At 59.6% G+C, this 22,021-nt stretch carries 25 protein-coding genes; 11 read left to right on the top strand and 14 right to left on the bottom strand.

The features are described 5' to 3' along the window. The first annotated feature begins 90 nt into the window (after positions 1-90). Positions 91-381, top strand: a complete 291-nt coding sequence (locus GL286_RS19815) for a transposase (protein ID WP_155097307.1) — start codon at positions 91-93, stop codon at positions 379-381. Between the two features lie 259 nt (positions 382-640). On the opposite strand, the gene GL286_RS19810 is transcribed toward GL286_RS19815, so the two are convergent. Beyond that, positions 641-1,315: a hypothetical protein gene (locus GL286_RS19810; protein WP_155097306.1), complete on the bottom strand. Its 675-nt coding sequence runs from the start codon at positions 1,313-1,315 to the stop codon at positions 641-643. Between the two features lie 472 nt (positions 1,316-1,787). On the opposite strand from GL286_RS19810, the gene GL286_RS19805 reads away from it, so the two are divergent. Beyond that, positions 1,788-3,092, top strand: coding sequence for an AAA family ATPase (locus GL286_RS19805; protein ID WP_155097305.1), 1,305 nt, complete (start codon positions 1,788-1,790; stop codon positions 3,090-3,092). Then, positions 3,089-4,186 (top strand): ParB/RepB/Spo0J family partition protein, encoded by a 1,098-nt coding sequence (locus GL286_RS19800; RefSeq protein ID WP_155097304.1) that lies wholly within the window; start codon positions 3,089-3,091, stop codon positions 4,184-4,186. The genes GL286_RS19805 and GL286_RS19800 overlap by 4 nt, the downstream gene beginning before the upstream one ends. A gap of 453 nt (positions 4,187-4,639) precedes the next feature. Here the strand turns inward: GL286_RS19800 and GL286_RS19795 are convergent, their stop codons facing one another. The 3 genes from GL286_RS19795 to GL286_RS19785 form a co-directional block, all read right to left on the bottom strand. Further along, entirely contained in the window at positions 4,640-4,939 is a 300-nt protein-coding gene (locus GL286_RS19795) for a CcdB family protein (protein WP_155097303.1), read from the bottom strand. Next, on the bottom strand, positions 4,939-5,181 hold the full coding sequence (locus GL286_RS19790; protein WP_155097302.1) for a type II toxin-antitoxin system CcdA family antitoxin: 243 nt from the start codon (positions 5,179-5,181) through the stop codon (positions 4,939-4,941). The genes GL286_RS19795 and GL286_RS19790 overlap by 1 nt, the downstream gene beginning before the upstream one ends. Before the next feature lie 89 nt (positions 5,182-5,270). After that, positions 5,271-5,678, bottom strand: coding sequence for an antitoxin VbhA family protein (locus GL286_RS19785; RefSeq protein WP_155097301.1), 408 nt, complete (start codon positions 5,676-5,678; stop codon positions 5,271-5,273). 509 nt (positions 5,679-6,187) lie between these two features. Here GL286_RS19785 and GL286_RS19780 point away from each other — a divergent pair. Beyond that, the gene (locus GL286_RS19780; RefSeq protein ID WP_155097300.1) at positions 6,188-6,661 is read left to right on the top strand and encodes a pyridoxamine 5'-phosphate oxidase family protein; all 474 of its coding nucleotides are present in this window, start codon (positions 6,188-6,190) and stop codon (positions 6,659-6,661) included. Positions 6,662-6,738: 77 nt separating this feature from the next. Further along, positions 6,739-8,793, top strand: coding sequence for a catalase (locus GL286_RS19775; protein WP_155097299.1), 2,055 nt, complete (start codon positions 6,739-6,741; stop codon positions 8,791-8,793). Positions 8,794-9,553: 760 nt separating this feature from the next. Here the strand turns inward: GL286_RS19775 and GL286_RS19770 are convergent. Next, the gene (locus GL286_RS19770) at positions 9,554-10,792 is read right to left on the bottom strand and encodes a DUF2254 domain-containing protein (protein WP_155097298.1); all 1,239 of its coding nucleotides are present in this window, start codon (positions 10,790-10,792) and stop codon (positions 9,554-9,556) included. A 327-nt stretch (positions 10,793-11,119) separates the two neighbouring features. Between GL286_RS19770 and GL286_RS19765 the strand changes: the two genes are divergently transcribed. The 5 genes from GL286_RS19765 to ligD all read left to right on the top strand — a co-directional run bounded on the left by GL286_RS19765 (position 11,120) and on the right by ligD (position 16,952). After that, a complete protein-coding gene (locus GL286_RS19765) occupies positions 11,120-11,539 on the top strand; it encodes a lysozyme inhibitor LprI family protein (RefSeq protein ID WP_155097297.1) in 420 nt (139 codons plus the stop codon). 198 nt (positions 11,540-11,737) lie between these two features. Further along, positions 11,738-12,832 carry a sensor histidine kinase gene (locus GL286_RS19760; protein ID WP_155097296.1) on the top strand — a complete coding sequence of 365 codons (1,095 nt, stop codon included), beginning with the start codon at positions 11,738-11,740 and terminating at the stop codon, positions 12,830-12,832. 197 nt (positions 12,833-13,029) lie between these two features. Next, positions 13,030-13,581: a PRC-barrel domain-containing protein gene (locus tag GL286_RS19755; RefSeq protein ID WP_155097295.1), complete on the top strand. Its 552-nt coding sequence runs from the start codon at positions 13,030-13,032 to the stop codon at positions 13,579-13,581. A gap of 122 nt (positions 13,582-13,703) precedes the next feature. After that, positions 13,704-14,546 carry a non-homologous end joining protein Ku gene (gene ku, locus GL286_RS19750; RefSeq protein WP_343038946.1) on the top strand — a complete coding sequence of 281 codons (843 nt, stop codon included), beginning with the start codon at positions 13,704-13,706 and terminating at the stop codon, positions 14,544-14,546. 3 nt (positions 14,547-14,549) lie between these two features. Next, positions 14,550-16,952, top strand: a complete 2,403-nt coding sequence (gene ligD, locus GL286_RS19745; protein ID WP_170295315.1) for a DNA ligase D — start codon at positions 14,550-14,552, stop codon at positions 16,950-16,952. A gap of 33 nt (positions 16,953-16,985) precedes the next feature. On the opposite strand, the gene ku (GL286_RS19740) is transcribed toward ligD, so the two are convergent. Next, a complete protein-coding gene (gene ku / locus GL286_RS19740) occupies positions 16,986-17,786 on the bottom strand; it encodes a non-homologous end joining protein Ku (protein WP_155097293.1) in 801 nt (266 codons plus the stop codon). Positions 17,787-17,789: 3 nt separating this feature from the next. Next, positions 17,790-17,993 carry a hypothetical protein gene (locus tag GL286_RS19735; RefSeq protein ID WP_155097292.1) on the bottom strand — a complete coding sequence of 68 codons (204 nt, stop codon included), beginning with the start codon at positions 17,991-17,993 and terminating at the stop codon, positions 17,790-17,792. 420 nt (positions 17,994-18,413) lie between these two features. Between GL286_RS19735 and GL286_RS19730 the strand changes: the two genes are divergently transcribed. After that, positions 18,414-18,653, top strand: a complete 240-nt coding sequence (locus GL286_RS19730; RefSeq protein ID WP_155097291.1) for a hypothetical protein — start codon at positions 18,414-18,416, stop codon at positions 18,651-18,653. Here GL286_RS19730 and GL286_RS19725 read toward each other — a convergent pair. The 7 genes from GL286_RS19725 to GL286_RS19700 all read right to left on the bottom strand — a co-directional run bounded on the left by GL286_RS19725 (position 18,650) and on the right by GL286_RS19700 (position 22,008). Then, positions 18,650-19,645 (bottom strand): DNA topoisomerase IB, encoded by a 996-nt coding sequence (locus GL286_RS19725; RefSeq protein ID WP_155097290.1) that lies wholly within the window; start codon positions 19,643-19,645, stop codon positions 18,650-18,652. The genes GL286_RS19730 and GL286_RS19725 overlap by 4 nt on opposite strands. Before the next feature lie 3 nt (positions 19,646-19,648). After that, positions 19,649-19,861 carry a hypothetical protein gene (locus GL286_RS19720; protein ID WP_155097289.1) on the bottom strand — a complete coding sequence of 71 codons (213 nt, stop codon included), beginning with the start codon at positions 19,859-19,861 and terminating at the stop codon, positions 19,649-19,651. Positions 19,862-19,874: 13 nt separating this feature from the next. Next, the gene (locus GL286_RS19715; RefSeq protein WP_155097288.1) at positions 19,875-20,732 is read right to left on the bottom strand and encodes an SDR family oxidoreductase; all 858 of its coding nucleotides are present in this window, start codon (positions 20,730-20,732) and stop codon (positions 19,875-19,877) included. A 107-nt stretch (positions 20,733-20,839) separates the two neighbouring features. Beyond that, positions 20,840-21,034: a YetF domain-containing protein gene (locus tag GL286_RS22680; protein WP_281352162.1), complete on the bottom strand. Its 195-nt coding sequence runs from the start codon at positions 21,032-21,034 to the stop codon at positions 20,840-20,842. Between the two features lie 120 nt (positions 21,035-21,154). Further along, positions 21,155-21,289 carry a DUF421 domain-containing protein gene (locus tag GL286_RS22820; RefSeq protein WP_281352161.1) on the bottom strand — a complete coding sequence of 45 codons (135 nt, stop codon included), beginning with the start codon at positions 21,287-21,289 and terminating at the stop codon, positions 21,155-21,157. 7 nt (positions 21,290-21,296) lie between these two features. Then, complete coding sequence (locus GL286_RS22360) at positions 21,297-21,680, bottom strand: hypothetical protein (protein ID WP_155097287.1); 384 nt, start codon at positions 21,678-21,680, stop codon at positions 21,297-21,299. Between the two features lie 142 nt (positions 21,681-21,822). Then, on the bottom strand, positions 21,823-22,008 hold the full coding sequence (locus GL286_RS19700) for a DUF3008 family protein (protein WP_155097286.1): 186 nt from the start codon (positions 22,006-22,008) through the stop codon (positions 21,823-21,825). Positions 22,009-22,021: the final 13 nt, after the last annotated feature.

Raw genomic sequence — 22,021 nt, 5'->3', positions numbered from 1 at the left:
GCGTCCTCACCGCACCTTCCTGCAGAATCCGGAAGCTGCGATGCGGCTCCCTGCGGAGATTTGCACGGGAGGTGTCATCGTGAGCGCCCTATGGAGGCCGTTGGGTTTGTGGAGCTTTTGGCGGCTCCAGCAGCCAAGCGGTATCAATCCGACGAGGCGAAGGCCCGGATCGTTGCCGAGACATTGGTGGCAGGCGTGTCGGTGAACGAGGTGCCGCGGCGCGCGTCGTTGAAAGCGAACCATTTGTCCGCGTGGTGCATGCTGGCCCGGCAAGGCAAGCTGGTGGTGCCCGAGATTACGGGAGCGGAGCTTGGTGCGCTCTTTGGCGTAGCAAAAGCCGTCCGAAACGCCGGTTACGGCGCCGATCGATCTAATCATTAGCCCTCTCACACTGCGTCTGAATCGGACGGCGCCCGCAGAACGTGTTGCGGAGCTGGTCTTGACCGCAGAAGGCCCGCTCGTGATGTTCCCGTCGAACCGGGTTCGGATCATGGTTGCAACGAAGGCCATCGCTCGCCATTGGGCTTGAACCAATGGCGCCCGTGGGTCGCTCAGCAAGGGCCATGTCAGCCTCGCCTGCGGAGACGACGCACTCGGTTTGGGGACCAATTAAGAAGCGCGTTCAGAAAACCAGACAGTGTCAGGTGATCTCAATCCGCACATGACCGACTGAGGCGTCGCTGCGCCGGACTGCGATAATCAGACGGTCCAGCAAGTGAGTACGAACGTAATTCGCGTGAAAGCGGCTGGGAGCGATCAGCGTCAGGCAACCGTCCACAATGCCGCCATCGACCAGCGCACCAAACCAACTGTCGCAAAGTCCCTGATCCTCATCAGCCAGCCTGCGGCATGCCTCACCCCACGTCCCTTTCGGCACTGAAGCGACGGAGCGCGGAAACGGAATGACCTGCGAGATTGGCTCGACGGTCGCACCCCCTACCCTGCTCACGAAGTCCTCGCCGATATTGACCCATTCTTTTCGAGTATCCAGCATGATCCGTTCAAGGTTCAGACCCAGAACCGAAACCCGGCCCCGCGCGCCCTGACGCTTGACCTCGACCCAGCCCAGATCGCGCAGCCGGGCCATGTCACGTTTGACGGTCCTTGCATCGACACACCACAGCCGGGCAATCTCGCGCTGGCCGACCGTCAGTTCGTCGCGTTGCCAATTATAGCGCGCTGTCATCAGGGCCATCAGGCGCAGCACCAGCCGCTGGCGGTGCTGGTCACCCGCCAGCGCATGCGCCATCATGGCCGAGAGAAGGTCGTATTTCTTCGACGCCGCCTCTCGACCGACGGCCCTGATCGTCTGCATCACTGCCCTGCCTGCCGGAAATTATCCGGTCGCTGTCAATGACCGCCTTGAGGGCGGTTCTGTCTTGGTAAGCGTCCTGCTTCGATGCTGCCTTCTGAGGCGATCACAACGCTTTTCGATTTCTTCATCGAATTTGCGTCCGGCTGATTGATTCTGTCAAGCGCCTTGGCTCAAGATCGCCAGCCTTGATCTGAAACCATGATTAAGAATGGTATTATTGGTATAGGGGGTCATCCATGGCGTCCCTCATTTTGGCGCAGACGTCCCCTATTCGTCAATCTCACTCAATTGCCTGTCCCCTATTCTGCGTTGTGGTTGAGCCGCGCCTCGCGCTGTCTCGAATGGCGATTCGCCCAAAGAACACCGACATTGACGAAATCCTGTTTCGATTGAACTTCGCTTTTGCTTAAAGCGCAAATCCGGCGTAAAAGCGGAACAGACAAAAATTAGCGTCCTCGAATACAGGCACAACATGTATACACACGAAGACCTTGCCCGACTGCAGTCGCAATCCCTGAAGATGCAGGGCTGGATCCGGCGCCAGACCTTTAGCCCGGATAATGAAAAGACCCTGCGCCGTTTCTCCAGCTGGGAAGTGGCCGAGCTGATCTTCCGCATCAACCAGTCCACCTTCCGCGGCAAGCTGGCGGCTGATCCGAACCTTCCCCTCGGGGAAGTTGAAGAGGATGGCCGCCAACGCTGGTTCTCGCTAGATGAGATCAATGAGCTGCGCCGCCGTGTGCGCATCAACAAGAAGACGCTGATGCCGCCCCGCCCCGAAGGCAAGCGCGCACTGCGTGCTGCCATCGCCAACTTCAAGGGCGGTGCGGGCAAGTCGACGGTTGCGCTGCATTTCGCCCATGCCGCGGCGCTAGACGGCTATCGCGTGCTGGTCGTCGATTTCGACCCTCAGGCGACGCTCAGCCACTCGATGGGTCTGTCCGACGTTGGCGAGGATCATACCGTCTGGGGCATCATGGCCCGCGACCTTCAGCGCGAGACCGAGCGGATGAATGCTGCCGCCGCCGGAGCCGAGTCGGGGACCGCCCTGCCCCAGCGCAAGCTGCCCGTGTCGATCAGCGACATGGGGCTTGGCACCCTGCGGCCTGCCGACTTCATCAAGCGCACGGCTTGGTCGACCATCGATATCGTGCCCAGCTGTGCCAATGCTGCCTTCGTCGAGTTTGCCAGCGCGCAGTACCGGCACCTGAATCCCGAATGGACCTTCTTTGGTGCGGTGTCGCGCTTCCTTGATAGCTTGCCCGATGATGCCTATGACCTGATTCTGTTCGATTGCCCGCCAGCCATCGGCTATCAGTCGATGAACGCGGTCTTTGCGGCCGACATGCTCTATATTCCCTCTGGCCCCGGCTATTGGGAATACGACTCGACCACCAGCTTCATCGGCCAGTTGGCCGAGGCCTTGGAGGATTTGTCGCATGGCTTTGAGAACTTCCCCACGGGGAAGGTTCGGCTGCCCAAGGCCTTTGCCGATGTCCGCTTCCTGATGACCCGCTTTGAGCCCTCGAACGAGCTGCACACCGCGATGTTGAATGCATTCCGGCAGGTGTTTGGTGAACGCATGGCGGAAAACCCGATCGAATTGACCCGCGCGGTCGAACAGTCCGGGCGCTTCCTCAGTTCGATTTACGAGATCGACTACCGCGAGATGACCCGCGGCACATGGCGTCGGGCACGCGCGACTTTCGATCAGGCCTATGAAGAGTTCAAATCCCATGTCATTGCCGCATGGGAGAAGGTGGAGGTCGAAGCATGAGCCGCAAGCGCCGCATGTTCGATATAGAGATGCCCGATGGTGACGCTGAAATCTTCCCCGCGGGGAAAGATGAGGAGGGTGGGCGTCGTGGCCCGATGGCGTCGGCCATCGTAGAGACCGCCGAGTCCACTCGTGACCGTGCCCGTATCGAAGCGGAAATCCGTCAGGAAAACGACGCATTGGCGCGGGAGCATGTCCGCCTGAAGCGTGCGGGGCTGATCGTCGACATGATCCCACTTGATGTGATCGACACGCTCAAGCTGGTCCGCGACCGCGCTCAGGGTGCGGATTTCGAACTGGCAGAACTAGTCGAATCCATTCGCGAGATAGGGCTGTCGAACCCGATCCAGGTCGAGCCCGCTGTGAATGGTCGCTACGAGCTGATTCAGGGTTGGCGCCGTCTCTCGGCTTATCGGCAATTGCTGGATGAAACCGGGGACGCTGAAAAATGGGGGCGAATCCCTGCTGGAATTGCAGCGCGCGGCGATCAATTGGAGCAGCTATACCGGCGCATGGTCGATGAGAACATGGTTCGCAAAGATATCTCGTTTGCAGAGATGGCCCAGCTGGCTCTGCATTATGCCATGGACCCGCTGACTGCCGAGAACGACCCGGAAAAGGCGGTGGCCATCCTGTTTAAATCCGCCGGCTACCAGAAACGCAGCTATATCCGCAGTTTCATCCCGCTGGTCGAGCAGCTGGGTGAGGTGCTGATATATGCACAGGAAATCCCACGCGCGCTCGGTCTGGCGCTGGCGGCCAAGCTGGAAGATGTGCCGGGGCTGGTCGCGGCTGTCAAGGCCGAGCTCAAGGATTGGGACACTCGCTCGGTTAAGGATGAACTGGACACTTTGCGTCGTTATGCGGGGCAGGGGGGTGATCTTGAACACACTGGAAAAGCACCTCGTCAGCCAGCGGCTAATGTTCCCGTCGGCAAGGCTAAGACGACGTTTCAGATCGCCCGCCCTCAGGGAAGTGCTAAATGCACGGCTGCGAACGGACGTTTGGAAATCCGGCTAGCGCGTGATTTTTCGACGGTGGAGCGTCGGCGTCTAGAGGTGGCGGTGGCGAAGCTTCTCGACCAAATCGAATGATTTTCTCAGGAGGATGTTCACTTGCCGTCAAAGCTCGTGAAGTTGTTGTTTGCACCGCTTCCAAGATGAAAAGTCGCACTGGTTGGCCGCGAATGCCGCCCAACCTTATTCGGCGCGATGGTGGCTGGCGAACTCGGTTGACTACTGTTTGCTCATGCCGAGCCCGATTCCGACCATTGAAACCATGTCCTACCTACTAAGGAAAGTGAGCGCGAACTAGAATGGGGCGCACAACCTACTGAGACCGTGCCAACTGCAGTGTTTGCATCGCAAGCCAAGTAGACCTGAAAAAAAAAAGCACCTTTGGATACGTTGCACTTAAATCGAAGCCTTTGCACGCCAACTTGCGTCCGATGATTGGAACCGGTCTGCAGCGTTCGGGGCTCTGCTTCAATGAGAAATCCAGGTGGCGCAGTGTCGGGGAAGCGCAACGCTCGCGATGAATGCGTTTGTTCAGAAACCCTGATGCAGAAAATCTAACGCGTGCGTGATCTGTTCGGATTGCACCGCCAACGAGCCGATCTGCTGACGTAGAAGTCCTGCTGGCACTGCTGAGAGGAACTGGGTGACCATGACATGCGGGCGTTCAGCAATGTCGAAAACCGGGTTCAGAACCGACATTGGTCGAGGTGCCTGCGCGAGCGGCATTAGCGGCACGACCACGCGCGTGTTCAATCCATCCAATAGATCGGATTGAACATCCAACAGAAAACCGTCGCCGGAAAGAGCTGGGTATAGCGTGAACCGGCTCATCAGAATGGCTTGTAGCGTTCCAGTGGGAGGCCGTTTTCTTCGACCCAAGCATTCGACGCCGCCATGGCTGTGGCATTCTCGCGTCGCCAGCGTTCTGCCTGTGCCTGGCGCACGGCCTCACGCAAGCCAGCTTCTGCAGCGCGAGACAGATTGATGTTAAGTGCCCGCGCTTCCGCCAGCAACGTTTGGTCTAGCGACAGGTTTGCTGGTTTGCGCACACCATCAGTTTGGATTGGGGGCATTATACTTCTCCATCAATGCGCTTATGATATGCGCATAAAAGATGCGCGACAAGGGCTAAGGAGCCTGCTGGATCGCGCTTGGCTCGCCTTCATTTCGGATCTGCGCCCAAACCGTATCTCCCCAGGATGCGGACTCGAAGATCCGCTAGGCTAACTCGACCTGCTTCGAACTCAATGAAGTCGGCACGCGCCTGTGCGTCGATTTCCAGCCCCTCAATCCTCTGGCTGGCGCTGGCGCTCGCAATGAGGTCGCCGAGGCAACCCCGAGGCGATGCAGATGCCTTGGCGGCAGACGCTGGCTTCGAACGCATGGTTCTTATCCATACCATGGCAACTTGGACTATCGAATGCTGAAACAGATGCACGGTTGCATATGTGGCATGGATAGCAATGCGGAAGGGCAGGGTGGTTGGAAATTTTTGGGTTAAAGACCCAAATGTCCCCGCATTCCCTGCACCTGACGTCGTCGGATAGCGCGGTTTGAAGGTGCTCTTCATGACTCTCGATAATTGCGCCTTAGCAGGGGTAACTGACCGTACCATCTTCCTCTCAAGCAATCCGTATCTTTGCTTTATTATGCGGAACATGTGTGTCGACATACACCTTTTTATGACCTCTCCAATCACCCCACCACGACTGCTGCTTGACCGCTTGGATCCGTCGGATCGGAACAGAAAGGGCGATTGCTTCAGGCCGCAACCAATGCGAGTGCGAAAGCCGGCCCGCCATTATTAAGGACCGATAAGATTCGATGGATTGGTTCGATGCTGATTTCGACGGTATAGCCGACTATTGCCGCTCGCGGTGCCGGCCTCGAGCAAGATTTCCAAAGTGGGAACCTTGACCCGCGAAGCACGTTTTACCCCGCATCGGGCGAGTAGCGGCTTGCCCCAGAACCGGCAGGATATGCCGATCTCGGAAACATCAGTCAGTCTGCACGCCACGGCCCGAGGCCGGTGGCCTGTGCCGACGACGACACAATCCTCACCTAGGAAGGGAGAGTTCCATGGCCAATGACGAGCAGATTTTCTGGAAGCGCCTCGATGGTATCAATGCTGGCATGCTGGGCATCCGTGAGCGGATGAAGCTGGTGCCGATGTCGCATTATGCCGACCCCGAGGCACGCGCTTTGTGGTTCATTACCGCAGACGGCACCGATCTGGTTGCCGATGTACAGGGCGGCGCCAAGGACGCAATCCATATCGTCGGCGATGCATCTGGCAAGCTTTTCGCGCAGATCGAGGGACGGTTGGAACTATCGGAGGACCGCGAAAAGCTGGACGAGATCTGGAGCAGCGTGGCCTCGGCTTGGTTCGAGGGCGGTAAAGAAGACCCTGACCTGCGACTGCTGAGGCTGAGCCTTACCGGTGCCGAAATCTGGTCGACCACCGGCGGGATCGGATTTCTCTATCAGGTCGCCAAGGCCAATCTGACCGGTGCCGAACCCGATATCGGCGATCATTTCACGCTGACGTTCTAGGGCGTTAGATGCCGGGCGAGGCTTGCTTCGCCGCAATCCCAGAAGATTTGGCCCACCCCAATCGGAAGGCAAGGAAGATGGCAAAACCTTATGACCCAACGACCGGCGAAGGCGGCGAGACGCAGCAGATCGGTCGCGGCGCTACGCCGAAGCTGACGACCAATCACGGCGCGCCGATCTCGGACAACCAGAACAGTTTGCGCGCAGGCGCGCGCGGCCCGACGCTGTTGGAAGATTTCATCCTGCGCGAGAAGATCTTCCATTTCGACCATGAGCGCATCCCCGAGCGCATCGTCCACGCCCGTGGCTCGGTCGCGCACGGCCATTTCGAATGCACCGACCCGATCCCGGAGCTTAGCCGCGCCAGCCTGTTCGCGAAGAAGGGCAAGCGGACCGAGGTGATCGTGCGCTTTTCCACTGTCGCGGGCGGCGCGGGCTCGGTCGATACGCCACGCGATGTGCGCGGCTTTGCGACGAAATTCTATACCGACGAAGGCAACTGGGACCTAGTCGGCAACAATATTCCGGTCTTCTTCATTCAGGACGCGATCAAGTTCCCCGATCTGATCCATTCCGTGAAAATGGAAGCTGACCGAGGATTTCCGCAAGCCGCCTCGGCGCATGACACGTTCTGGGACTTCGTCTCGCTGATGCCCGAGACGTTGCATACCGTCATGTGGGCCATGTCCGACCGTGGCATCCCGCGCAGCTACCGGATGATGGAGGGCTTTGGCATCCACACCTTCAAGTTGGTGGATGCCGATGGTGCGGAAAGCTTCGTCAAGTTCCATTGGCGTCCGCGTCTGGGCACGCAATCCTTGGTCTGGGACGAGAGCGCAAAACTGCAAGGCGCGGATAACGACTATCACCGCCGCGATCTTTGGGAGGCGATTGCCGCAGGCGATTACCCCGAATATGACCTCGCGATCCAAAGCTTTGATACGGAACTGGCGAACAGTCTGCCCTATGACGTTCTGGACGCGACCAAGATCATCCCCGAGGAAGTCGTACCGCTGCGCGTGATCGGGCGCATGGTTCTGGATCGCAATCCCGACAACCATTTCGCCGAGAATGAGCAACTGGCCTTCCTGCCGTCGAACGTGGTTCCGGGTATAGATTTCTCGGATGATCCGCTGCTGCAGGGGCGGCTGTTTTCCTATCTCGACACGCAGAAATCGCGGCTGGGCACGACGAATTTCCACCAGATCCCGGTGAATGCCCCGAAATGCCCCTATGCGAATATGATGCGCGACGGGCTGATGCAGACCCAGATCCCCAAGGGCCGCGCCAATTACGAGCCGAACAGTCTGGACGAGGCGGGCGAAGACCCCGGCCCGCGCCCCCGCGCCGACGGGTTTTGCACTGCGCCGCAACCGGTCGCGGGCGAGAAGTTGCGGGTGCGCTCGGAGAGCTTCGCCGACCATTACAGCCAGCCGCGCATGTTCTGGAAATCGCAGACCGAAAATGAACAGGCCCATATCGCCTCGGCCATCACTTTCGAACTATCCAAGCTGGCGCTCAATCACATCCGCCTGCGGGTCCTGTCGCAGCTGCGCAATGTCGATGAGACTCTGGCCGAACGTGTCGCCAAAGGGCTGGGGCTGGATCTGCCGAACGCCGCTCCGCCCGCGAAAGAGCCCATCGACCTTGAGCCAAGCGATGCCTTGTCGATCCAGAAGCGTTGGCAGGCCACGCTACAGGGGCGCAAGGTCGGCATCCTTTTCGATGAGGGGTCTGACAAAGCGGCGCTGGAGGCCTTGATCAAAGCCGTCAAGGACGCTGGCGCCACGCCCTTTACCATCGCCTCCAAGGTCGGCGGGATGAAGCTGCAAGGCGGCGAGATGAAGGCCGACGGGCAGCTTGCCGGCTCGCCCTCATGGCTGTTCGATGCGGTCGCGTTGGTCCTGACTGAGGATGCAGCCCGGCGTTTGGCGCAGGATAGCGCTGCGGTGGGTTTCGTCGCGGATGCTTATGCCCATCTCAAGGCGCTCGGCCATGACGAAGGCGCGAAAGCGCTGCTTGACCGTGCCGGGGTCAAGCCGGACGCGGGCGTGGTGGACCTTCCGAAACTGCCCAAGGCCGCGACCCTGCGCTATTGGGATCGCGAGGCCTCGCTGCGGGATCTTGCCTGATCGTGGCCGCGCGACCGACCCGCACAAAGCAGCGTCGGCTGCATCTGGCGAAGCCCTTCTGGGCGGCGACAAGGGGCATCGGCGCCCCCTCGATCAAGACGCCATCCTCGAAGACATGGGACGTGATCATCGTCGGGACCGGAATCAGCGGTGCGTTGATGGCTGACAACTACGCTCACCGCCATCGTCAACGGCCACAAACAAAGCCAGATCCAAGGCCTGCTCCCATGGAACTACGCCACCAACGTGTGATCGGGACATCGCTTACCGATGTCGTCTCGTTTGCCAAAGTAATGCTTCAAGGTGGAGACGCTGCAACCGGCCTCCGCGGCAAGTTCGCGCAGTGTCGGTCGGGGTGTATCGCGTCGCAAAAGCCGGTTTCGCATCCGCCCCAACAATTCGGCACGGCGTGCGTCGAAGCCAGCATTGCGGGTGCCTTTGGACCTCAAGACCCTCTCGCTTCCTGCCGCACCTTGCGGACTCGTCATGCCTCTGCAGCGTTCTGACGACCTTGCGAGGCCGTAGGCAAACGACATTCTATAGCAACAGGGCGTCCGCAGGCTCGGATGTGACTCCTCTTGCGCCGACCTTTCGGAGCAATGACTATGCAGGTCATTCGCCCTCCGTGGCAAGCGGAGCAGCATCCGACCGCTGGTTCCGACAGTGAGAATTGGCGCATACTATGTGCCGGAACGCGCGCATTTCGGTATCATAACATCATCGAATTGTCGGATTTTTTTACCAAATTCGTCAATCATGGCTAACGCGCAGAGAGGCGGTGCCCTCGAACGATAGCATGCAGCCTGTCGCGATCCTGCGGCAGCGGCAAAGCCTGATCACTTCGAGCCAGCGCAAGCGTCGATTGATCCAGTGCCGCAGCGCGCATATCTGGTCTGCTCTGATCGGCCAAGGCCATAAGCGCCTTTTGCAGGCGTGACTGAACCTCGACCATGCCCGCCCCATCGCGGGCGATGGCCAAGAAGGCGTCCTCGACGAGATCGGAATCGGCTAAGGGGGAGACGTGGATGCGTGGGTAGATGACGTCCTCGGCATTTCCTCCTTTTGCCCACAGCGTCAGAAGGCGCAGGTTCCGCCCGATGATGTCGATGGCGGTGCCCGGGTCGTTGACCGCAGGCGAGAGTGCGCGCGAGGCGATCTCGCTCATCACGGCAAGACCGAAGCGCGGATCCTGATCGAAACTCCGGATCGTGCCGATTGTGAATGCGTCGCGGATCGGCGTGGGATCGTCCAGCGGCCCGTCCACCACGGCGATGACGCGGCCATGATGCAGGAAGGCCCCAGGGGTGTGGAGCAACGCGATGGTCGCGCTGGCGCTCTCGGCCCAATCCGACAGGGCGGCCATGTCGATATGCTGAAGATAGCCAACCTCGGTGCTGCAGACTTCAATACCGTTGGCGGGTCCGACCAATGGCTTGCCGCCAAGATAGGGTCTGGTCAGGCGCGCTTCCAGCGCCTCGCGCGCGGCATCCTCGACCCGTTCGGTCGTTTCACCGACCCGGCCAAGGCGTGTCAAATGGTCGATCCAGCGCAGAAGAGTCAGCACGATCAGGGCAACTACGAAGATCGTCGCTGCGAACAGCACGACCCGGCCCCGATCGCCATAGGCCCCCGTGCGCAACAGGATAATGCCGACAACCGCGAACAGGAACGATCCGACAAAAGTCGAGAGAACGTTCTGTGTCAGCCGGTCCTCGACCAGCAATCGCGTTGCGCGGGGCGTCACGTTGCTGGTGGCCGACGCATAGGCCGAGGTCGCCACTGACAGCGAGAATGTCGTAACCGCCAGCATGCTGGACGCGATGATGTTCAACAGGCTGTCGACGGCATCTGCACCGATAGTCCCCGGCAGATGCCAAGGCAGGAAACCCTCGACCACTGCGGCAAGCGCTGCCGTCGCGATTCCCAAGAACCCGATCAACGAAGCGCGCAGCCAAAGTCGCCGCGTCAACCGCTGCAAGAGCCACTGCCATCGCGTCATACACGTCTCCCTATCCCGTCATTACCGTTTGACACGGATAGGGCTTCGGCAATCAACTGCTTTCTCTGTGGATTTGATAGGCGCCGTAAGAGCGGGTTTGCGGCAAAGGGAGATCTTTGATTGTGGCCTTTTCAAAAACTTGCCTGAATTGTCCGCTGTTTTGTGTGACTGCCCACCAGAGACCTTATGTTCTGGGTTGGACATTTATCAACGTGACCTAATCCTTGGGGCAACCCCTCTGGGTCAAGAATGATCACGTCGCCGCACCGAGGCATTTGGCGGCAACAATCAGGTACTTACGATAGACCGGCGAAACGGAGAAGTCGCATGAAATCACGTGTCATGATGATCGCGTTAACGACCCTGACTACAGCGTTGCCGCTTGTCGCTGATGCCCAGTCTCCGACGGTTTGTGCGGACGCGATTGATCAGTTCACATTGAACGCATGTGCCGAACAAGATTATAGAACAGCGGACAGGCGGTTGAACGAGATCTACGGGAAGGTCTCGGCGCGGCTTGCGGATATACCAGACAGCAAGGCGGCTCTCGTCCGAGCGCAACGCGCTTGGATTGCTTTTCGCGATGCCGACTGCGACTTTCGCGCGTCGTCCGTCGTCGAGGGCAGCGTCTATCCGATGATCCACAGCTCATGTTTGGCCGAGTTGACCGAGGCGAGATCTACAGCGCTGCAATCACTCCTGAACTGCGAAGAGGGCGATCTCAGCTGTCCAGCCCCCTTCGACTGACTTCAGATTGTAAGAACTTGCGAATGCCCTAGGCTATCTCATGCTGCTTGACCTACGAAGTCGACGAGGCGCTGTGCGCAGATTAGAGTGGCGGTGCCAAGGGATGTATCCTATTGGCGCACACCCAACCTCGCGACTTGCCGACAACTCTGATCTCTCTATAAAATTATGAATTCTGGTTCTGGAAATAGGAACATCATGAAAGCCGACTCGCACCCGCATCAGAGGCAGCGTCTCAAGGCTCTTCGATCCTACGCCATTCTCGACACCGATTTTGAAACCGACTTTGATGAAATCGTCGAACTTGCTTCGGAGATCTGTGCTACACCTATCTCGGTGATAAATCTTATCGATGCCGAGCGGCAGTGGTTCAAGGCTGAGGTAGGATTGGGTGCCCGAGAAACGCCGCTCGAGACGTCATTTTGTGCCCATGCGATCCTGCGGGATGAGTTTACCGAGATAGAAGACACCGCGCTGGATGCGCGCATGGCGGACAATCCATTATGTGCTGGAGATACGGGTCTGCGTTTTTACGCGGGTGCCCTTCTGAAAACGCCGGAGGGGCTGCCGTTGGGAACACTTTGCGTTCTGGATCATCGGCCGCGAAGACTCTCTTCGCACCAGAAAAATGCTCTGCGGGTCCTTGCACGACAGGTGATGGTGCAACTTGAACTCCGCAAGGAGTTGGAAGCATCAAGGATGTTTCGCCTTGAGGTCGACCACCGGGTAAAGAATTCGCTGCAATCCCTTTCGTCACTACTGCGCATCCAGATGCGCGACCTGCGCGAACCAGAGTCGATTGCGGCAATTGCTTCGATGAAAAGCCGCGTGGACGCCATCTCCACCATGCATGAATTGCTCTATAAGACGGAACGGAGCAACCACATCGATCTGAGCCAGTATTTGGCGTCGATCTGCGAGCAACTTTCCGCGCTCGCTCCGCCTCGGGTGACCATCATTCCCAAGCTAGTCTCGATTGACGTGTCGTCGGATCAGGCGGTGGCCGTCGGAACGCTGGTCAACGAGTTGGTCCTGAACGCCTTCAAGCACGCGTTTACACCCGGCAAGGCCGGTCTCGTTTCAGTCAGTCTGGAAGAAACCGGGCAGGGCATAGTCCGGGTGACAATCTCGGATAACGGTCGCGGATTGGGGCTGATGACGATGGCAGGTTCCACGGGTTTGGGGATGAAGATCGCCAGACTCGCAGCCGCCGAACTGGGGACAGAGATCACTTTTTCTAGCAATGATCCGGGACTGCGGGCCAGCTTCGAGTTTTTGCCCGAAAGGCTCTGAGGCGGGCATCCTAACGATCACTGAGGAAATAGGTGAGATTGCCCGCCAATCGCTGCTAGTCGCTCTCATTGAGGCAAACTGGTTCGGTTCCGTATTCTGATCCCTGATAACAATAAGTTTTTAGTCGGAACAATGCCGCCTTCCGCCCGTTGAACTGGCAACCGGATAGACCGGACCGCTCAGAAGGAGATCGAGACATGAACAGATTCTTTGCAACTTCCGCTGTTGTCGCATTGCTGGCTGGTCCCGCCCTCGCTCAGACCACGACGGAAACCACGCCGCCTGCGACGACAGAAGCACCGGCAACGCCAATGCCGGCAGATAATGCAACCGTTCCGCCCGCAGCGGACACTGCGGTCGCTCCGGCGGATACCACCGCGGCTGCTCCGGCGTCCGGCTTCAGCTATATGGCCACAGCAGGCGATATGTCCGCCGAGACCTTTATCGGCAAGCGGCTTTACGTATCCGAGGCCGATGTGGATGCCAGCGCCCAGATCAACGAAGTCGACGAGGGCTGGGATAATGTCGGTGAGATCAGCGATCTGGTTCTAAGCAAGGACGGCCAGCTCAAGGCGGTGCTTGTTGACGTGGGTGGCTTCCTCGGTATGGGCGAGAAATCCGTTGCTGTCGCAATGGACCAGCTTCGCGTGATCCGTGACGGCGACTCCGAAAACGACTATTTCATCGTCTTCACCGCCGACAAGGCCGCGCTCGAGGCCGCTCCGGCTTTCGAGTGGCCGGATATGTGATCCTTCGCGGGTGAATGCCTGCGATAGTCATGTGGACGTAAAGTCAGCCCTCCGCCCTCTTTCGGGACGGAGGGTTTGATTTTAGCCGGACGCATCGTTTCCGGAACCTCCCATTCCTGAAAATGTTTATCCAGAGCGGCAGGAAGCGGGGCAGTGCGATGGCACCACGGGCGAACTGGAAAGGAATGCTGAAGATCTCCGAGCTGACATGCCCGGTTGCGCTTTACACCGCAAGCTCCACCTCCGATCGGATCAGCTTTCACATGATCAATCGCAAGACGGGCGATCGTCTTCGCCGTGAATTCGTTGATGCGGAAAGCGGGCAGGAGGTGGCGCGCGAGGATCAGGTCAAGGGATATGAGATCGCCTCGGGCGAGCATGTTATCCTTACCCCCGACGAGATCGCCGATGCCATTCCAGAAAGTGACAAGACGCTCGCGGTCTCAGGGTTTCTGGACTGTGGCCAGATCGACAAGCTCTACTTCGACAAGCCCTACTATCTTGCCCCCGCCGATCCCACCGGGCGGGAAGCCTATGTGCTGATCCGCGACGGGATGCGAAAAAAGAACGTCGCCGCGCTGGCCCGGACGGTGTTGTTCCGCAGGCTTCGGGTGCTGCTGATCCGCGCCGACGATGGCGGCCTGATCGCCCATACCTTGAATTTCGATCATGAAGTCCGCTCCCCGGAAGAGGCGTTTGACGATATTCCCGAGCGTAAGATCAAGGGCGAGATGCTTGATCTGGCAAAGCATATCATCACGACCAAGACGGGCAGCTTTGATCCTGCGGCATTTGACGACCGTTACGAGGCCGCTCTGGCCGCTCTGGTCAAGGCCAAGGCGGCGGGTAAAACGATCCCAGCGAAGCCACGCCGCGCCAAGGCGCAGGTCGTGGATCTGATGGCCGCTTTGCTCGAAAGTGCCGACCTCGCGGGAAAGCGGCCATCGCGCAAGAAGACGGGCTAAGACGTGGCGCTGGAAACCTATCGCGAAAAGCGCGACTTCGGCACCACGCCCGAACCCAAAGGGCGCAAGGCGCGCAAATCCGGCAATGCGTTCGTGATCCAGAAACATGCGGCACGGCGTCTGCATTACGATTTCCGGCTTGAAATGGACGGCGTTCTGAAAAGCTGGGCGGTCACGCGCGGTCCAAGCCTTGATCCCGCCGAAAAGCGCCTTGCCGTGCATGTCGAGGATCACCCTCTGGAATATGGCAACTTCGAGGGCACGATCCCCAAGGGCCAATATGGCGCGGGTGAGGTGATCCTGTGGGATCGCGGCACCTGGCAGCCGGAAGGTGATGCCAGCAAGGGCTATGCCAAGGGGCATCTGGAATTCACGCTGCAAGGGGAGAAGCTGCAAGGGCGGTGGCATCTGGTGCAGATGCAGGGAAAGCCAGATGAAAAGCGCGATAATTGGCTGCTGATCAAAGGGGATGACGAGTTCGCCCGCGCCGCACCGGATATCCTTGAGGAACGACCGCACTCTGTCATCTCAAACAGCGATAGCGCGGATGTGTCGGGCAAGACGGCGCGGCGCGGGAAAAAGGCCGCGATGCCCGGTTTTGTCGAACCCATGCTGGCGACTTTGGGCCGTGCCGCGCCCTCGGGGGTGCGATGGCTGCACGAGATCAAATTTGACGGCTACCGGCTTCAGGCGCGGGTCGAGGGCGGCAAGCCCACGCTTCTGACCCGCAGCGGCCTAGACTGGACGGCAAAATTCGGGAAACGCATTCTTGAAGCATTGGGGGAACTCCCTCTCACGGACGCCATTCTGGATGCCGAGCTGGTGGTCGAGGGGGGAAGTGGCGCCTCAGATTTCTCGGCCTTGCAGGCCGATCTCAGTGCCGGGCGGGATCACCGCTTTCGCCTTTATGTCTTTGACCTGCTCTATCTCGATGGGCGTGACTTGCGCGGCCTGCCGCTGGTCGAACGCAAAGAGCTGCTCGCGCCGCTGGTCCCCGATGGTAACGGGTTGATCCGCTTGAGCCACCATTTCGAAGATGACGGTTCGCTGGTCCTGCGCCACGCATGCCGACTTAGCCTTGAGGGGATCGTTTCGAAAGTGCGGGATTCGACCTATCGCTCGGGCCGGGGACGGGCATGGGTGAAATCGAAATGCTCGGCGCGACAGGAGTTTGTCGTCGCCGGCTTTACACCCTCGAGCGCTGCACTCAAGGCGATCGGTTCACTGGTGATGGGTGTTTATGAGGGCGGCAAGTTGCACCATGTTGGCAGGGTCGGGACCGGTTTCAGCCGCAAGTTGGCGGGTGAATTGTATCAGCGCCTTCAGGCGCTGCGCGTCAAGGAAAGCCCCTTTGACGACAAGCTGAGCGCTGATGCGGCGCGGCAGGTTGTCTTTGTTCGTCCCGAACTGGTGGCCGAGGTGGAGTTCCGGGCCTGGACCGCCGACGGCCATTTGCGCCATGCCTCGTTCCGGGGGCTGCGCGAGGATAAAGAGCCGCGAGAGATCATGCGCGAAACCCCCGCCAAACCGGCTCCCGACCAGCGCCGCACGGTCAAGCTGACGCATCCCGGCCGCATCTATTGGCCCGAAGCGGGTGTCACAAAAGAGAGGCTGGCCGATTATTATGCCGAAATCTGGCCCCGCATCGTCCCGTTTGTCACAGGACGCCCGCTCGCGCTGCTGCGCTGCCCCGAGGGGATCGAGGGCCAGAAATTCTTTCAAAAACACGTCTGGAAGGGGATGGGGAAACAGGTCGCGCCGGTCATAGATCCCAAGCATAAATCCGAAAACCCGCTGATCAGCATTACCGATCTGGACGGGTTGATTGCGCTGGTGCAGGCGGCGGCGCTGGAAATCCACCCTTGGGGCGCGACCGTCGCCAATTGGGAACGGCCCGATATGATCGTGATGGATCTCGACCCCGGAGATGGCGTCGATTGGGCTGCGGTGATCCAGGCCGCACAGGAGGTCCGACGGCGGCTCGAGGCGGCTGGGCTTGCGGCCTTTCTCAAGACATCCGGAGGCAAGGGGCTACATGTCGTATCGCCTTTGACGCCCAAGGCAGACTGGCGCGCCGCCAAGGCATTTACCAAGGCGTTGGCCGAGGCGATGGCCGCTGACAGTCCTGACCGCTATGTCGCCACGATCGCTAAATCAAAGCGCAGGGGCCGCATCCTCATCGACTATCTGCGCAACCAGCGCGGGGCGACCGCAGTTGCGCCCTATTCGACCCGTGCCCGGCCCGGAGCGCCTGTATCCACGCCGCTCGACTGGGCCGAGCTTGGTCCCGATATCGGCCCCGCGTATTTCACCGTGGCAAACCTGCGCGACCGACTTGAAATGCAGGAAAGCGATCCTTGGGACGGATTTCGAGGCGCGGCTGTGCCATTGCCCGCAAAACCCTGAGGGTCGCGTCGAAGAAGGTGGGACCGGGTCTCGCTACTTACCCTTTCGCTCGGCGGCGATGCTTTTCTTCAGCGCGTCTATGATATTGATGACATTGCCGGGCTGTTCCGCTGCGGGCGCGGCGGAGCGGCGTGATTTTTTCGGAGATTTTTCCTTTGCGGCGATCAGTTCCAGCAGGTTTTCCTGTACCGGGTCCTGCACAAGACTGTCATCCCAATCGACGATCTGGTGTTCGATTAGGTTGCCAACCAGCTTCATCAGTGCCGCATCTGGCTTGATCTTGCCGCTCTCGTTGAAATAGTCGTCCGCATCCCTGACCTCATCGCCATAGCGAAGAGTCCAAAGAACGATGCCCTTGCCGTGTGGCTCAAGCATCACCGCGCGCTCGCGGCGATAAAGAACCAGCCGTGCGATCCCCACCTTGCCTGTCGCGGCCATCGCATCGCGAATGACCGAGAACGCCTCTTCGCCGATCTTATCCGAAGGGCTCAGAAAATGCGGCTTGTCATACCATATCCACGCGATGCTGGCGCTGGGGACAAACATCTCGATATCGATGGTGCGGGTGCTTTCCAGTGCCACGGCGTCGAGTTCTTCATCCTCGATCAGGACATGTTCGTCCTCACTCTTAGGATAGCCCTTGGCCTGATCGTCATCCTCGACGGTCTTGCCGCTGACCTCGTCGACAAAGCGGCTGACGATGCGGTGTCCGGTGCGGGCGTTCAAAGTGTGGAACCGGACCTTTCCGCTGTCGCTTGTGGCGGGCATCATGGTAACCGGACACGTTACCAGAGACAGCTTGAGATATCCCTTCCAGAAGACGCGGGGAGCCATAGGCTAGTTCTCAGGCGGGCTGCCGGCGGCAGGAGTGCCCGCTGGAGCCTCGGGCATCGCTGTGCGACTGACATCGTCTTCGGCTACGGGATCGGCCCCCATCCACCAGACCAAGGCGACCCCCGCAACCACGAGCGCCAGAATGATGCCGATGATCGCGGCGGGATGCCGCCGCATGGCGCGTTCGGGCTCGGTGTTATGGGACATGGCGCAACTCCCTTAAAAGATTCCGCTTACGTAAAGCAGGATGATGACGATGACGGGGACACCGAGAAACCATGCGACAATACCTTTCATGTAAGCTCCTTTTCTTGGCCGATGCGTCATCTTCGAGCGAGAGTTCGGCTCTGTTTGCTCGGTTTTTCTGGCTGCCACTCTCGGGCTACTCCCGAGGCGGAAATGGCGATTTCCGATCCGGGTGTGTTCGCCAGATGCTGCTCACTTTGTTTGTGCGTCCTGCATCGCTTCGTCTGTCAGGCCGCTGTAATCAAACCGTCTTCTCTGATTGTGGTTCGCTCAAGATGTCGTGAGCGGTGGGGGCAGCAGCGTGGATAGATGATCGCAAATTGGAACATCAGGCCTGCCCGCTGGTTCCTAAGATTGGAAAATCATCGGGAGGGCATCACCATGATCCCCTATCTTCGTGTATTTCTCATCCATCTCTGGGTTGCCTGCATCGCCGGGGCCGTCGTGGTCGCGGGCTTGGCGATGGAGCAGGTTTCAGTCGCCACCTTTGCCTGGGCGGGTCTGATCGGCATCGTCTTGGGCGTGCCTGCGGCACTGCTGAATTGGGCCTATCTGCGGCCCAACCGCTCGCGCGAGATCGGTTGGACTTGGAAAATCGCCGATTGGGTGCGGGCCGCTTAAGCCAAACTCTCAAGATAGGCCAACAGCCGTGCTTCGGCGACGCGTAAACCGGCAATTTCGGGTCGGGCGAGGCCATGAAACAGTGACGTGCGCTCGGTTGGCTCATGCGCGGCCAAGTCCAATACGCGGGGATGAATATAGGACTTGCGGCAGATCGTGGGGGTGTTGAACAGTCGTTCCGCCGCCGCATCTGCCATCATCCGAATGCTCAGCCGAGCATCCGGGGGTAGGCCTGCCGCCAGTTCAAACGCCGCCAAAGTTCCGCCCCATGTGCGGAAGGTTTTGGCAGTCATGCCCTCGCCCGCGATCTCGGTCAGGTATTCGTTGACGTCATGGGAATGCAGGCAGCAAGCCTCGCCCTCGGCATCCAGATAGGTAAAGATGTTGCGCCCCGGCAGGTCGCCGATCTCTTGCAGGATGCGGTTCAATCGCTTGTCGCGCAGGATATGGCGGCAAAGCTTGCCGCCCTTGGCGCGAAACTTCAGCTGGATCAGCCCCTCTTCGCTTAAGCTCAGATGCCGCGTCAGCAGGGTCGAGGCACCAAAGCTGCGATTTGCGGCGGTATAAGCAGGGTTGCCGATGCGTAAGCAGGTTCGGTCTAAGAGCAGCACGAGCGCTGCGAGGCTGAAATCGCGGTCGCCCACCTCGCCTTGCAGATCACGCGACAGACGGCGGCGAAGGGCGGGCAGGGCGCGCCCAAAGGCCGCCAGCTGTTCGTATTTTGTGCGTGCCTGCGCCTCGCTCCATAGCGGATGGTAGCGATATTGTTTGCGGCCCCGATCGTCTCGGCCGGTGGCCTGCAGATGGCCATTGGCGCGCGCGCAAATCCAGACATCGCGGTATGCGGGGGGTACGCCAAGAGCCTTGATCCGCACGAGTTCGTCGCGGTCAAGCGCCTTGCCATCCGGTCCGCGATAGCTGAACCCCTTGCCCGCGCGGCGGCGCGAGATACCGGGTTCGCGATCCGAGACGAAAACCAGCCTTTCCGGCATGTTTCAGTAATTGGCCGGAGGATCGCTGGCCGGAAAGGATTCGTCGGCCTGCTCATCCACCATGTCCCAGTTCTCTGGAGGCTCATCCATGGCGGCGGGACCGGCGTCACGTATTAGCTTGGCCTGTCCGAGCCGACTTCGGCGCGCATCCAGAAAGGATTTCAGCAGAAAGCCCGCCGCTATGCCTATGCCCAATCGCAAAAACTGTTGTCTCATCGTCAATCCCTTCTCAGATCATCGGCATGCCGCCGGTCACGGCGATGGTGGCGCCAGAAACGTAGCTGGACATTGGCTCAGCCAGCATAACATAGCTCGATGCCAGTTCGACCGGCTGGGCCGGGCGTTTCATCGGGTACTTCTCGCCGAAATTCGCGACATCTTCGGGCGGGAAACTGGCCGGGATCAGCGGCGTCCAGACCGGGCCGGGGGCAACGGCATTCACGCGGATACCTTTTTCGGCCAGCATCTGCGCCAATCCGGCGGTCAAATTCTGGATCGCGCCCTTGGTCGTGGCATAGGCGAGCAATGTCGGATTGGGCTTGTCGGCATTGATCGAGGCGGTGTTGATGATCGCCGCGCCCGGCGACATATGTGGGACCGCGGCCTTGGACAGATAGAACATCGCATCGATATTGACGGCGAAGGTGCGCCGCCATTCCTCGTCAGAAATATCACCGAGTTCATCGAATTTCATCTGATGGGCGGCGTTGTTTACCAGGATATCGACGCGACCGAACTTCTCGACCGTGCGCGCCACCACGTCACGGCAATGCCCGGCATCGCCCAGATCTCCGGGGAGCAGAAGGCATTCGCGCCCCGCCTCGGCTACAATGGCGGCGGTGTCCTGCGCATCCTCACTTTCGTCCAGATAAGCGATGGCCAGATCCGCGCCTTCGCGGGCATAGGCAATGGCTACGGCGCGGCCGATGCCGCTGTCGCCGCCTGTGATCAAGGCCACCTTGCCCTCCAGCCTACCCGCGCCGCGCCAGGATTTCTCACCGTGATCAGGGCGCGGTCGCATCTTCTGAAAACTGCCGGGAAGATCCTGGCTCTGTTCGGGAAAGGGGGGTTTGGGATAGTCATTCATGCGCGATCCTCACTGGCCGGAGCCGACCGCGCCGCCATAAAGGCCGGGTGCGCAGCGGGCTTTGGTCTTGGAAGGAAAAACCCGTGTTCGGCACACTTGTTCCCGCGTCACCGCCCCGCTTTGGGGATGATGCTGATGCCGCCACTGGTTTCCAGCACCGCGGCGTCGATGTCGTCCAGATTGCGCAACCCTTGCTGGTGGCGCGCGGCCTCGAGAATGTCGCTGACGCCGATCCTTGATCGGCGCAGGGCGTCGGCGTCGATCCGACCTTGCGAGATCAGCACCGTCGGCGCTCCGTCCAACTACAGCGCGACGCGGCGCGAATGGCGCTTGATACAGGACAGCAGGATATCGGCCAGAAACAGCGTCGAGATCAGGATCACTGCATTGATTAAGGACAAATCATCACCGAGCAGCGCCTGTTAGGTCATTTCCGCGATGATCATCAGCAGTACGAAATCAAAGGGCGTGGCCTGCGCAAGGGTGCGGCGCCCCGATAAACGGGTTATCAGCAAAAGGATCGCGTAGATTGCGACGCCTCGGATGACAGAATTCATGCCGCACCTATGGCACTATCAGGACGTGGACAGTCCTGCTTTCTCCATCCAGCTCCAGCGTGAAGCTGGTCCAGCCGAAATGCATCGGCCGGATTGAGATGTGGACGCCGTGGGGGGATGGGAGCTCCGCAGCAAATCGCATGCGATGGCCGCTTGAAGTTAGCGTGCTAGCCTGCGGTTCGGGTTGGAGGTATCCGATCTCGAACCGGTCAAAGAAACCCATTCCCACGGTGACGTTATGGTCCCCGCGCGGCGCGTTGAAGGTGATCCTGATCTCGTCGGAGGCCTCCCACCGGGCGACCCGAGGAATCTGGGCCACGGCATTGCCCAAGCGGACCTCTTGCATATGGAAGACGCCTCCGCTGCCGGTCAGGCCGAGAAATGCGATCATTGCAGACCGGTGATGAACTCGGCCTTTACGTTATCCAGATCTTGAATCCCCCGCATCATCGTCAAACTCCGTGACGCTTTGCAGGCGTCACACACCACCCGCAGCGGCACGGGCGAGGCAGGGGGGCCGAGCTACAAGGCCGCTACTTTTTGACGTGCTCGGGCTTGCCCTTGCGCTTGGTGCTGGCGAAATCCTCAAGCTGGTCTTCGGACATGGAATCGTACATTTCCTTTGACGCACCCTTGAGTTCGCTTTTCTTGGTGTCGCCGCGTTTCGCCGACAGAGCGGCCCCGGCGGCCTTTTGCTGGGCTTTCGATCTGGCTGGCATGATTCAACTCCTT

The sequence above is a fragment of the Paracoccus aestuariivivens genome, from assembly GCF_009711225.1.
In the GTDB taxonomy this organism is placed as follows: domain Bacteria; phylum Pseudomonadota; class Alphaproteobacteria; order Rhodobacterales; family Rhodobacteraceae; genus Paracoccus; species Paracoccus aestuariivivens.
Note: the sequence above shows the minus strand (reverse complement) of the source record. Positions and strands in the feature narration are given on the sequence as shown.

Bases quoted from the DNA above. Each gene is read 5' to 3' on its own strand.
- GL286_RS19720 (WP_155097289.1), bottom strand. From the start codon at position 19,861: ATGAGACAACAGTTTTTGCGATTGGGCATAGGCATAGCGGCGGGCTTT.
- GL286_RS19760 (WP_155097296.1), top strand. From the start codon at position 11,738: ATGAAAGCCGACTCGCACCCGCATCAGAGGCAGCGTCTCAAGGCTCTT.
- GL286_RS19755 (WP_155097295.1), top strand. From the start codon at position 13,030: ATGAACAGATTCTTTGCAACTTCCGCTGTTGTCGCATTGCTGGCTGGT.
- GL286_RS19795 (WP_155097303.1), bottom strand. From the start codon at position 4,939: ATGAGCCGGTTCACGCTATACCCAGCTCTTTCCGGCGACGGTTTTCTG.
- GL286_RS19735 (WP_155097292.1), bottom strand. From the start codon at position 17,993: ATGTCCCATAACACCGAGCCCGAACGCGCCATGCGGCGGCATCCCGCC.
- GL286_RS19775 (WP_155097299.1), top strand. From the start codon at position 6,739: ATGGCAAAACCTTATGACCCAACGACCGGCGAAGGCGGCGAGACGCAG.
- GL286_RS19715 (WP_155097288.1), bottom strand. From the start codon at position 20,732: ATGAATGACTATCCCAAACCCCCCTTTCCCGAACAGAGCCAGGATCTT.
- GL286_RS19815 (WP_155097307.1), top strand. From the start codon at position 91: ATGGAGGCCGTTGGGTTTGTGGAGCTTTTGGCGGCTCCAGCAGCCAAG.
- ku (WP_155097293.1), bottom strand. From the start codon at position 17,786: ATGGCTCCCCGCGTCTTCTGGAAGGGATATCTCAAGCTGTCTCTGGTA.
- GL286_RS19810 (WP_155097306.1), bottom strand. From the start codon at position 1,315: ATGCAGACGATCAGGGCCGTCGGTCGAGAGGCGGCGTCGAAGAAATAC.
- GL286_RS19800 (WP_155097304.1), top strand. From the start codon at position 3,089: ATGAGCCGCAAGCGCCGCATGTTCGATATAGAGATGCCCGATGGTGAC.
- ku (WP_343038946.1), top strand. From the start codon at position 13,704: ATGTTTATCCAGAGCGGCAGGAAGCGGGGCAGTGCGATGGCACCACGG.
- GL286_RS19765 (WP_155097297.1), top strand. From the start codon at position 11,120: ATGAAATCACGTGTCATGATGATCGCGTTAACGACCCTGACTACAGCG.
- GL286_RS19785 (WP_155097301.1), bottom strand. From the start codon at position 5,678: ATGAAGAGCACCTTCAAACCGCGCTATCCGACGACGTCAGGTGCAGGG.
- GL286_RS19790 (WP_155097302.1), bottom strand. From the start codon at position 5,181: ATGCCCCCAATCCAAACTGATGGTGTGCGCAAACCAGCAAACCTGTCG.
- GL286_RS22360 (WP_155097287.1), bottom strand. From the start codon at position 21,680: ATGATCGCATTTCTCGGCCTGACCGGCAGCGGAGGCGTCTTCCATATG.
- GL286_RS19730 (WP_155097291.1), top strand. From the start codon at position 18,414: ATGATCCCCTATCTTCGTGTATTTCTCATCCATCTCTGGGTTGCCTGC.
- GL286_RS19770 (WP_155097298.1), bottom strand. From the start codon at position 10,792: ATGACGCGATGGCAGTGGCTCTTGCAGCGGTTGACGCGGCGACTTTGG.
- GL286_RS19725 (WP_155097290.1), bottom strand. From the start codon at position 19,645: ATGCCGGAAAGGCTGGTTTTCGTCTCGGATCGCGAACCCGGTATCTCG.
- GL286_RS19700 (WP_155097286.1), bottom strand. From the start codon at position 22,008: ATGCCAGCCAGATCGAAAGCCCAGCAAAAGGCCGCCGGGGCCGCTCTG.
- GL286_RS19805 (WP_155097305.1), top strand. From the start codon at position 1,788: ATGTATACACACGAAGACCTTGCCCGACTGCAGTCGCAATCCCTGAAG.
- GL286_RS19780 (WP_155097300.1), top strand. From the start codon at position 6,188: ATGGCCAATGACGAGCAGATTTTCTGGAAGCGCCTCGATGGTATCAAT.
- GL286_RS22820 (WP_281352161.1), bottom strand. From the start codon at position 21,289: ATGAATTCTGTCATCCGAGGCGTCGCAATCTACGCGATCCTTTTGCTG.